The sequence below is a fragment of the Acinetobacter sp. Tol 5 genome (assembly GCF_019702905.1).
GTDB lineage: Bacteria > Pseudomonadota > Gammaproteobacteria > Pseudomonadales > Moraxellaceae > Acinetobacter > Acinetobacter bereziniae.
This window is the reverse complement of record NZ_AP024708.1, coordinates 325,323-336,895: the sequence shown is the minus strand read 5'-3', so window position 1 is coordinate 336,895 and position 11,573 is coordinate 325,323. Positions and strand designations below refer to the sequence as shown.

Here is an 11,573-nt window from a genome sequence, read left to right as displayed (position 1 = left end):
TTTTCCCAAGGAGATATGCGGTGACATTAAATGTCGGTCAAGATTTTAAAAAGCGTTGGTTAGACACGCCTGAGGCTGTACGCCAAACTTTTGTAGATGACCTCAATCGCATCTGTGATCTTCTCAGCCCAAAAACGGATGTACAACAGTGGTTAAGCAACGACCAACGTGAAATGCAAGTTGCTCAACTCAAAGTAGAACAAGCTTATGCTGACTTAAAAGCTCAATTGATCGAAGAAGCCCGTGTTCGTAAACAATTAGCGCTAGAGAAAGCTTTAGCTGAAAAACGTGCACAACAAGATGCTTATAATTTAGAACTACAAAAAGATGAAACTCAGCAATATGAACAACAGACACTAAACTTACAAAATTTACGTCAGCAAATTGATCTTGAAATTTCAATTTATAGTGAAAAATATACCAAGAATCCTGATACACCAGCGATCGACTATGCCAATGGTCAATTTGCTGTTGCAGATGCACAGATCACCTCGGAGCTAGAAAGTGTCCGTCTTCGTCTTGAATTAGAAGCTGAAACATTGATTGAACAAGCGGTAGATGCCTTTCGCAGTAAACTTCAAACAGCAGCAAAAGATGAAATTGAATATATTTTAGCAAATTCCAATTTTTCAGCAGAAAAATAGAAAAGCTTATCTATTTTATATCTAAAGCCTTTTTGACTTGTCACGAAAATGCAATATCTTTGTCACAAAATAGTCATGCTAGATAGCCTTGATAAATGATCTTGCAACAATTAGGGCAAAATAAATGATGTGATAAATACTATTTTTACATACTATAGCAAAGTATTTATTACCTTAATCAGGATGAATAAAATGGATCTGCTCAAGCAAATTTCGACCCGAATTGCTCAACTACGTTCAGGAGAAAAATGGACCCTGTCTATACAAGATTTATTCATTAGTCGTGCAGATTTTCAATCATTGTCGGTATTTCTTTTTCGAGAATCAGAGAAAGGCAGTTTTTCACTCAAAAATACTGATCAAACCAAATCACGATTTGGTCATACATCACTCACCATTATCAAAAATTAATGTGTGCGGTATTAATAAAAAAATGTTAAGCCTGAGTCAAAATCAACTGCTCATCCTTAGGACTTTTTAATGAAGCATCACCTAGATGAAGCCCTAAGTTATTTAAGCTTTAGCGGCAAAGTTTGGCAATAAAAGTTTGATATGATTCAACAATAGATTGATTGTATTGATCAAGAGACATTATATTTTATTGCAGGTGTTTTTAAGCAGATTGACCATATGTAATGAGAGCACTTTCAAGTTGGTCAAGCTGAATAATATTTAAAAACATTGCTAAGCTTAATTCGAAAAAATGCTCCATAAAGAAAACACTCAATGACGTTTTCTTTACTTCAAAAATGACAATATCATCCACAAATAATCTTTGAAATTAGCTTAGCTTCAATTCTAAGATGCTCATTTTGATCTGCATCAAGTTCAATTAAATATTTTCCATTGGAATAAAAAATAGTGTCATCTTTTAAAGCGAAGCTCATCACCCCTCGCTTTAATGTCGTCATTTCACCCGTGGGTGACATTTTAACCAACTCCCAAGACTTTGGAATCATGCCAGGGTATTTTTCTCCAGACTTCTGATTACGCTCTAAATTTTGTTGAGCTTTGATCAGATTACCTTCAACAAATAATTCTTCTTCTGACTTTTGTTGAGACTTGGCAGGATTATTCCCTGATGTTGTTTTTAAAGATTCCCCTGTATAACGCTGTGTAAAAAAATCTAACCAGCCCACAATTGCCCGAATAATTTTAAATGGTGCAAAAATAATATCTTTTATTGTGGTCACTGGCGAATGATGACTACCATCACGTGAATAAGGTCTTTTAATAAAATATAAATTTCCTAAACTATCCATTTTAGGTTTAAAGAAATCAAATTTCGGGTCCGAAGCAACTGTTTGTAACTCACCTGTCCCCATATCTAAATGATAGATTTCCTTTGGGCTATAAGCAATTCGATGCTCGCCATAAGCTAGACCACAAGAGTCATAATAAAGTTGCATAGTATCTTGTGGATCAAAACATGGATTTGAGTCCTGACAGTCGCCTTCTGTTAAATACTGTGTCCGATTAGCGTCTAAAGGTAAAATACAAATATGGCGCTCATAACCATTTGAATTGACAGAGAGTGCTAATCGTTTTTTCGCTTCATCATATGCCATGTCCTGAACCACAAAATCATTTTTTCTGAGTATTAAACCCTCTGTTTCTTGCAAGTCATTGAGAGATTTAATATTAATTGATGTTCCTTCTTGTAAGCATGCGGTATAAATCATTTTATGATCCGATGTTAAGACCACATCGGTTGGAAAAATATGATTTAAATCAACTTGATCATCTTGTGAAAAATTTCCCGTAAACTGAGCACCAGTCCCTTTGGTTTTCCACTCTTTACGCTGCTGAATCTCAACTAGATTTTTCTTATATTGGTCAATCGCTTGGCAAGGTACGGTTATACTTTTATTTCCATCCAATAAATATAAATTTTGATTTGATAAATAAAACAATGATGACATAAATATTCCTTTGTTCTACTGATGACGATGTAGTTAACGAGAACGTCACAACAGTATTTTTTCTAATCTTGTTCTTCAGCAATATAGCATAAGATCACAGTCAATCTTATATTTTAGTCTTGGTACACAGCAAATAATTTAAAATCAAATACTTAAAAAATGTTTTTTTAACAGACTAGCTATATGTTGCAAGTTTTCTTGAATGGTATAAGTTCTGATCACGAGTAACGACAAATGCAAAGGGAAAGTAAATTATTTTATCTTTGAATGATGTCGTAATGGTGAAATACATTAATTTCCCATTACGACCATAAGTTAAACAACAACTTTTGTTTCTTAAGGTTGCTTCAAATAAGGCCACGCTGCTTTGAGATAAATAAACATCGACCATAACGTCAAAATGACTGCTGTATACAGTAATGCGTAAGCTAACATTTCAAGAGGTTGCCAATTTAACAGAAATACCGTGATCGCAATCATTTGAAATGCTGTTTTATATTTACCTACAGTCGATACCGCAACATTGGTACGTGCACCTAATTCAGCCATCCACTCACGTAATGCTGAAACAGTAATTTCTCGGGAAATAATTACAATTGCGGCAAACGCCATTGCGATCGTAGGTTGCCATTGCACCAATACAATTAAAGCTGCTGCAACCATCAATTTATCTGCAACGGGATCTAAAAAACGCCCAAATGCTGAGGTTTGATTCAAAGTTCGAGCCAAATAGCCATCAAACCAGTCCGTCACAGCAGCAATCACAAAAATTGCAGTTAAAATAATATGTCGTGTCATGCCACCAGTATGCCCACCTACTCCAATTGCAGGTGGCCAATAGGCGATGATTAAAAAAACTGGAATTAACGCAATCCGAGCAAGCGTCAAGATATTTGGAATATTCAGGATACGACCTGTAGTCATAGACACCGCCAGTGAGTCCCCTATTTACCCAATTTAATGGTAAATAATCATGTAGAGTAAAGCTCTATTTCATTCATACTTTATACGATTCACGTAAAACTGTCGACTAGGCAAATACAGTAACTGTCTGTCTTGCAATCGCAATGAGGCGATTTTGCTCGTCCCATAAGTAAGCATGCTCTGTTGCATAGCCATGTTCAGCAAAGTCTGTGATTACTTGATATTTAAACCAATCATTCAACTGATTGTTAAGTGGATGAACCAAGGTGACATGCCAAGTGAGTGAACTGGCAGGCGCGGGCATTTTAAACATCGGCAAGACTCCCGGTGGCCAAACATCCATCAGCGTCAACAGATCTGCAACATGCATTTCACGATTACTGTGTAGATCAGGGTCAAAACGACAACGCCCAGCAAAATCAGGTTGCTTACTGCCCGTCATGGGATAATTACCCTCGGTCCATCCCAATTGAAAATTCTTTACACATTCAGGAAAAGGTAAATACTTCGGCACAATATTCATTTGATCAAGTGATGGAAAATCAGGCACTTGTGGCTCTCTTGCGACCTGAATTTTTGAATCGCGCTGACTTCCAAAACTGGCAATAAGAATACTTTGCACAGCTTCATTTTGCCAAAGTCGAACCTCAATTGTTGTCACAGACTTGCCTTGACGAAGAATTTCAGCAGTTAATTTAACCTGTGCTTCTTCAACTGGACCCACAAATGTAATGCTACAGCTAAGTAGCTTTTTCCCAGTATCAGCAATGGTGGTGATGGCTTTATGAATCAACATACCAGCGACAAGACCGCCAAAAATTGTACGTCCTTGTAACCATCCTTGAGGAATATCAATCCATTGCTTTTGCTCAATCTGCTGAAACAGCGATTCTAATGACATGATCTGTCCAATTTTATGACCTTTGCTGTACTGTTCCATATTTAAAGCAAGATGAAAATGATCAATGACTCATGCGTCAATGGTCGTTTTGGCAAATGCACCTTATCCCTGATAACAATGTATTACGGATAACAGGGGCCGTTTACTCATGCAAAACTTTATAAATCATACGTGCCATGACATCACCAAGACCCGGAACATTTTTTAAATCATGTTCTGAAGCTTTGAGTACACCTTGAATACCACCAAAATGGGTAAGTAAATCACGGCGGCGTTTTGGTCCTAAACCAGGAATTGCTTCAAGCACTGAACCACCTCGACGTTTATCACGCTTAGCGCGATGTTTGGTAATGGCAAAACGATGCGCTTCATCGCGGACTTGTTGAATCAAATGCAGGGCTTTATGGTCTTCTGGGAGTTGTATTTTTGTACCATCGGTAAAATGTAAGGTTTCTAAACCCGGTTTACGCCCCTCACCTTTAGAGACTCCAACCATAAACGCTTCTAAGCCCAACTCTTGCATTACTTCCATCGCCATATGTAACTGACCTTTGCCCCCATCGATCAGCAATAAATCGGGCAACATGGCTTTTTTATAACGTCGAGTCAGTGCTTGACGCATCGCAGCATAATCATCACCACCTGTAATGTCTTCGATGGAGAATTGTCGATAATCGCGCTTACGTGCCCCACCTGCATCGAACACCACACATGAAGCAATCGTTGCCTCACCCATCGTGTGGGAAATATCAAAACATTCAATACTGTCAATTGGGCGACCGCACACTTGCTCAAGCTGATAAAAACGCTCATTTAGCTCTAAATGGTTGGCAAGTTTACCTTTGATGGCATGCTGTACATTCATTTCAGCCAACTCCAGCCATTCAGCACGAGTTTCTCGAACATTGTGTTTAATCTGAATTTTCTTTTCGAATTGTTGATGCAATGCTGCTTCTAATTCTTTCCGATCAGAAACCTCAACATTCACAATCAATTCAGCAGGGACTTCATCTGCCACTTGAAAATAGAAATTGGCAATAAAATCTGCCAACATTTGCCCCAGATCATCACCAAGCATATCTGGAAAATAACTTTTTCCACCCAGCATTTTGCCATTACGCACATGCATGATCTGTACACAGGTCACTCCTGCCTGATAGGCAATTGCCAAGATATCAGCCTCGCCTTTCACTTTATAAATGGCTTGTTGTGCCTGAACATCTCTAAGTAAAGCCATACGATCACGATAAAATACTGCTTTTTCAAATTCCAGATTCTCGGCAGCCTGTTCCATTTTTTGAATCAACTCCTGATTCAACTCTTTGGTATCACCATTGAGAAAGCGAATCGAGTTCTGAACGTCTTCATGGTAGGCTTCTGGGCTAATCAGTCCAACACAAGGTGCAGTACAACGTTTGATTTGATATTGTAGACACGGGCGTTTGCGCTGTGAAAAATAGCTATTTTCACACTGACGTACATTAAATAATTTCTGTAAAACAAGCAGGGTATCTCGCGCATTATATGCGCTGGGATAAGGTCCAAAAAACTTACCCACTTGGTGTTTCCCTTTACCTCGTCCTGAGGCAATACGCGGGTAAGGCTTATCTGCGGATACAAAGATATAAACATATGACTTATCATCACGCAGCATAATGTTATATGGTGGACGATGCAGCTTGATTAGATTCTGCTCAAGCAACAATGCTTCTGTTTCAGAACGAACCACCAAGGTTTCAATATTATAGATTCGTGCAACCAATGCTTGAGTTTTGGGATGTTCGATGGTTTTGACAAAATAACTTGATACACGATTTTTTAGATTTTTGGCTTTTCCCACATATAACAATTCGCCATCTTTTCCCAGCATTTTATAGACACCAGGTAAGGTGGTCATATGGGCTAAAATCTTTTCAATATTTGCACGTGCGTTTTCGTTCACATTAAACCTGTTGTTCCGCTCTACACCTCATAATGTGATGCTTTTAAGCCTATTTTCAAGCATTTTAATTGTATTTAATTCTGAAACTGTTTTTTAAAAATAAGTCTTTAATGCCTTAAAACAGCCAATTTTAAATTATTGCAGCATTCGTTACCTCGCTCATTCGTTCTTCATCATATAGTTTTGTTTGTGGATAAGGGCGATCGACATAGATTGGCGGAGCGGAAAAACAGCCTCTAAACAGCCATTGTTTTGGATCAAAACGTTCCTTTTCAAGTGTATACCAGTCTTCACTGGTATAATCTTTATCAGGATAGTAACCAGAATTCACTGTATATTGCGCGATTTGATCTTTTTTACAATGTCTTGAAGTATGGACAGAATCTATTTTAAATTCACCTTGACCATCCGGAATGTAAACAGGTGAAATATCTTGATCTTTTGAAAGTTCAATTAAAAACTCATAATCTGAGTCAACCTTAATCGCCTTAGCCCAAACATCAGCAATATAAACCGGCTGTTGAAAACGTGCTTGTTCAAGCCCTGAAAGCGTTAAATAACGATAACGACCACCTTCGTCATGCGCATTATATGCATTGATTAATGTTCCTTGAGGAAATACAAAACCATCATAAACATAATCCACTGGCAATATAAAACGTTTACGTTTTTCTTTATTTTCCATCGATACATTGACCTCATCACTTACTCGTTCTGACAGAAAAAACAGATAGATATTCCAGATATTGAAAACCGCAAAGAATACTAAAAAACATTTTACTTTCAGTGACAAAAAATGCTGATTCGGAACCTTATTGATAAATTTTTGAATGCAATAATTCAGTCCCAAGACAATCAAGATGATGCATGAAATCCCCCCTAATATTGGGCAGATAAATAATAAAAAGAATTGTAGAAAGCTAAAAGTACCAATGGGGATCATTATTGTTCTCGATGGTTCATGTATAACACTTGAGCCAAGTTTTCTGATGACTACACAAGCGTTGATTCAATCACTATTTGATAAGTTGTTGTTTCTCTACAGCCTCAATAAAAGCTTGGTGATTTCTTGGAGAAATCAGAACCTGCTTAATTTCACCATCTTTACTATATTCAATTTTTAACCGATCTAAAGATAAAGCAGGTGATGCAATCGAATGATGAGTAGGTGTGATCCTTTGAATGCTTGCCAATGGAATATGCCATTTTAAAAATAAGCAAGAAATACTCAATGTTCCGTCTTGAATCCTATAGCGAGTATTGAATGCAGGCCACCAAATCACAGCAATCGTGAGAATATAAACTATTGTATGCTCAGGATATTCAACCATTGTTCCTTTGGCATACATCGTAAACAGCAATTGAACCAGTAAACCTGTCATTGCAATTAAGAAACCTAAGACCCACCAATCAATTTTAGTATGAAATTTTTGCATCACGTTCTTTATCATTTGTTTTACAAAATAATATTCTAGCTGAAATATGATCATTGAATCATTTATTTATACAATAAAAAAACGCCCAAAATGGGCGCTTTAAATCAGATTAGCTTTTGAATAAAAGCAATAATCTGCGGCATATAAGGACGAATAAAAATCAGGAAGAAAATACCCAACATCAAGAACCATTTTAAAAAATAGTACAATGAGCGATTGGATTTTTTCAGCGCTTTCGCCTTGATACGAATTTGATAAACATAACCAAAAACTTTATTTAAACCGCCAGTTTGGTCGCCTGCTTCGTTTGGAGAGCTGGCAGCCGTCATAACTTTTTTACCAAACCAATGGTTAAAGCGCTCCATTAACTTGGTTTTTAAAGGACGTTCAACATCAGCAAAGAAAATAATACGATTTTGATCCGTGGTATTTTCGGCATAGTGAATATAAGTTTCATCAAAAACCACACTTTCACCATCACGCCAAGAATAACGTTGACCATCTACGTCAATAAAGCAGCGGTCATCATTCGGCGTAATCAATCCCAAATGATAACGCAAAGAACCTGCATAAGGATCACGATGACGAACAAGACGACTATCAGGTGCAAGTTCAGTAAACATTGCTGCCTTGATGGTCGGCAAAGTTTTCAATAAAGCCGTTGTTTTTGGGCAAAGTTCCGCAGCAGATGGATGGGCAGAATCATACCATTTCAGATAAAAACGCTTCCAACCTGTTTTAAAGAACGAGTTAAAACCCAAGTCATCATATGTACTTGAAGCTTTAATTCCACCTTTAGCATATAAAGCTTGCGCTTCATCGCGAATCATTTCCCAGTTTTCATCCAATACTTTTAAATCTTTAAAATATTGCGTGTCGATATACGGCTGATTCGGCACTTTTGAAAACATATACATGAGAAAGTTAATCGGTGCGAGTATCGTTGAATGATCAAAAAATTGACGATAAAACGAATGTCGTACTTTACCGCGATTTTGGATATACAAAGCAGAAATCACAAAAATCGCCAATATGATCCATTTAATCATATAGCACTCTTTTTTAAAAAATCGGGATGTTCTACAGCATTGTGAACATTAGAATTAGATAGCGTAACTTTTATTATATCAAATCTACAAATCAAAAAAACTAAAACCAACCAACCATATGTTTTTTAAATATTTTATTACTGATATTTTTGTATATTGATTGATATATTTAAAATATTATAACCTGTTTGTTTAGTTCATTTCTCTCAAGATATGAATGAGCGTTTCGCTGATAGATAGCTAAAAACATCGATTAAAATCATATTTATTGACCTAAATGACAGAAATAACAAACCTAATTTAATATTTCAGCTCAATCCTTTTGTGAAAGAATGCTCAATAAAATATAAATTAAATTGATAAAATATAAATACTTACACAAAAATCACTTACATTTCTTAAAATTCAACAGGTTAAATCAATATGATATCCAAAAAAAATTGATGACCCTTGCGTCACGGCTTGATACAACTTGTTAGGTTATTTTTAGATATAGTTATCGTAAGATTAGTGAAGTCGAAATGTGTGCGGGAAAAGCATACACACTTCAGAACATCAACTTAGAAGTCCTCCAAAAAAGGAGATCAGGGCATGATCCACGCTGGCAATGCCATTACCGTCCAATTGCTTTCGGACGGAATTGCAGAATTCCGCTTTGACTTACAAGGTGAGTCGGTTAACAAATTCAACCGTGCAACGATTGAAGACTTTAAAGCTGCTATTGAAGCTGTAAAAAATAACAGTGAAGTGAAAGGTTTAATCGTTACTTCTGGTAAATCTACATTCATCGTTGGTGCCGACATCACTGAGTTCGGTGATAACTTTAAGCAAGGCGAAAGTGCGATTGTAGAATGGGCAATGCCTGTTCACGAAATCTTCAATGCGTTTGAAGACTTAGAAATTCCTAAAGTTGCTGCGATCAATGGCATTGCTTTGGGTGGCGGTTTTGAAATGTGTCTGGTGTGTGACTACCGTGTCATGTCAACGACTGCAACTGTAGGCTTACCTGAAGTTAAATTGGGAATCATCCCTGGTTTCGGTGGTACAGTTCGTTTAAGCCGTTTGATCGGTATTGATAACGCTGTAGAGTGGATTGCAACGTCAGCAAACAAACGCCCTGAAGCTGCACTTAAAGACGGTGCTGTAGATGCTGTTGTCGCTGCTGACAAATTACAAGAAGCTGCGATTGATCTTGTCAAGCAAGCGATCTCTGGTCGTTTGGACTGGAAAGCAAAACGTCAAGAAAAATTAGAGCCTGTTAAATTAGACATGCTTGAACAAATGATGGCGTTTAACTCATCTAAAGGTGTGGTACTGGCTAAAGCAAATCCAGCCCAATACCCTGCACCAAAACTTCTTCTTGATTCACTTCAAGCAGGCGTTAGCCAAAAACGTGACGCTGCGTTAAAAATTGAAGCTGAAGCATTTGCTAAAGCGGCGATTACACCACAAGCAGGTGCTTTGATTGGCTTATTCATCAACGACCAAGTTGTGAAAAAAGCATCTAAAAAGCATGAAAAAGGTGCTCATCCTGTTAACCAAGCAGCTGTTTTAGGTGCGGGTATTATGGGTGGTGGTATTGCTTACCAAGCGGCGAGCAAAGGCACACCAATCATCATGAAAGATATTGGTAACCCACAACTTGCATTGGGTATGTCTGAAGCGAACAAATTGTTGACTAAACAAGTTGAACGTAAAAAGATGACACCTTCAAAAATGGGTGAAACGCTTGCACGTATCCGCCCAACTTTAAGCTATGACGAGTTTAAAGAAGTCGATATCGTGATTGAAGCGGTGACTGAAAATCCAAAAATCAAAGAAGCTGTATTGAAAGATACTGAAGCTAAAGTGCGTGAAAATACAATCATTGCATCGAACACTTCAACAATTTCAATTACACGTCTTGCCCAAGCCTTGGCTCGTCCTGAAAACTTTGTCGGTATGCACTTCTTTAACCCAGTCCACATGATGCCGTTGGTTGAAGTGATCCGTGGTGAAAAAACTTCTGAAGAAGCAATTGCCACAACTGTAGTACTTGCTCAGAAAATGGGTAAAACACCAATCGTTGTAAATGACTGCCCAGGCTTCCTTGTTAACCGTGTATTGTTCCCTTACTTTGGTGCGTTTGACCTTCTTCTTAAAGATGGTGCTGACTTCCAGCAAGTGGATAAAGTCATGGAAAAATTCGGCTGGCCTATGGGTCCTGCATACCTTATCGACGTTGTAGGGATCGACACAGGTGTTCATGGTGCAGAAGTTATGGCTGAAGGTTTCCCAGACCGTATGAAGCCTGACTACAAAGGTGCAATCGAAATCATGTATGAAAACAAACGTCTTGGTCAAAAGAACGACGTTGGTTTCTATAAATATGAACTTGATCGTAAAGGCAAAAAAGCCAAAACTGTTGATCCAACTGCATATGATCTTGTTGCAACTATGGCAACAACTGAAAAACATGAGTTTGATCCACAAGAAATTATTGACCGTATGATGCTTGCGTTCTGTAACGAAACTGTTCGTTGCTTAGAAGACAACATTGTTGCAACTGCGTCTGAAGCAGATATGGCAATGATCATGGGTGTTGGTTTCCCTCCATTCCGTGGTGGTCCTGCGCGTTACATCGACCAAACTGGTGTAGCTGAATATGTAGCACTTTGCGACAAATACGCACACTTAGGTAAAGCTTATGAAGCGCCACAAATGTTGCGTGACATGGCTGCTAACAACAAAAAATTCTACGGTTAAGGAGCAACGT

At 37.8% G+C, this 11,573-nt stretch carries 10 protein-coding genes; 3 read left to right on the top strand and 7 right to left on the bottom strand.

The genetic code is table 11. The features are described from left to right. Positions 1-20: 20 nt before the first annotated feature. Both TOL5_RS01545 and TOL5_RS01540 read left to right on the top strand, forming a co-directional pair. Positions 21-644, top strand: coding sequence for a hypothetical protein (locus TOL5_RS01545; RefSeq protein ID WP_005035326.1), 624 nt, complete (start codon positions 21-23; stop codon positions 642-644). 192 nt (positions 645-836) lie between these two features. After that, a complete protein-coding gene (locus tag TOL5_RS01540) occupies positions 837-1,055 on the top strand; it encodes a hypothetical protein (RefSeq protein WP_009584473.1) in 219 nt (72 codons plus the stop codon). 347 nt (positions 1,056-1,402) lie between these two features. On the opposite strand, the gene TOL5_RS01535 is transcribed toward TOL5_RS01540, so the two are convergent. The 7 genes from TOL5_RS01535 to lpxO form a co-directional block, all read right to left on the bottom strand. Continuing rightward, entirely contained in the window at positions 1,403-2,566 is a 1,164-nt protein-coding gene (locus TOL5_RS01535) for a hypothetical protein (RefSeq protein ID WP_046759903.1), read from the bottom strand. Between the two features lie 336 nt (positions 2,567-2,902). After that, a complete protein-coding gene (gene pgsA / locus TOL5_RS01530; protein ID WP_004826293.1) occupies positions 2,903-3,490 on the bottom strand; it encodes a CDP-diacylglycerol--glycerol-3-phosphate 3-phosphatidyltransferase in 588 nt (195 codons plus the stop codon). A 106-nt stretch (positions 3,491-3,596) separates the two neighbouring features. Then, positions 3,597-4,391, bottom strand: coding sequence for a thioesterase family protein (locus tag TOL5_RS01525; RefSeq protein ID WP_035300236.1), 795 nt, complete (start codon positions 4,389-4,391; stop codon positions 3,597-3,599). Between the two features lie 142 nt (positions 4,392-4,533). After that, positions 4,534-6,333: an excinuclease ABC subunit UvrC gene (gene uvrC, locus TOL5_RS01520; protein ID WP_009584445.1), complete on the bottom strand. Its 1,800-nt coding sequence runs from the start codon at positions 6,331-6,333 to the stop codon at positions 4,534-4,536. A 130-nt stretch (positions 6,334-6,463) separates the two neighbouring features. Beyond that, positions 6,464-7,018 (bottom strand): hypothetical protein, encoded by a 555-nt coding sequence (locus TOL5_RS01515; protein ID WP_227543973.1) that lies wholly within the window; start codon positions 7,016-7,018, stop codon positions 6,464-6,466. 331 nt (positions 7,019-7,349) lie between these two features. Next, positions 7,350-7,769, bottom strand: a complete 420-nt coding sequence (locus TOL5_RS01510; protein ID WP_121774269.1) for a PH domain-containing protein — start codon at positions 7,767-7,769, stop codon at positions 7,350-7,352. A gap of 104 nt (positions 7,770-7,873) precedes the next feature. Beyond that, positions 7,874-8,818, bottom strand: a complete 945-nt coding sequence (gene lpxO / locus TOL5_RS01505) for a lipid A hydroxylase LpxO (RefSeq protein WP_005035309.1) — start codon at positions 8,816-8,818, stop codon at positions 7,874-7,876. 591 nt (positions 8,819-9,409) lie between these two features. Here lpxO and fadB point away from each other — a divergent pair. Continuing rightward, positions 9,410-11,563 carry a fatty acid oxidation complex subunit alpha FadB gene (gene fadB / locus TOL5_RS01500; RefSeq protein WP_121774270.1) on the top strand — a complete coding sequence of 718 codons (2,154 nt, stop codon included), beginning with the start codon at positions 9,410-9,412 and terminating at the stop codon, positions 11,561-11,563. Positions 11,564-11,573: the final 10 nt, after the last annotated feature.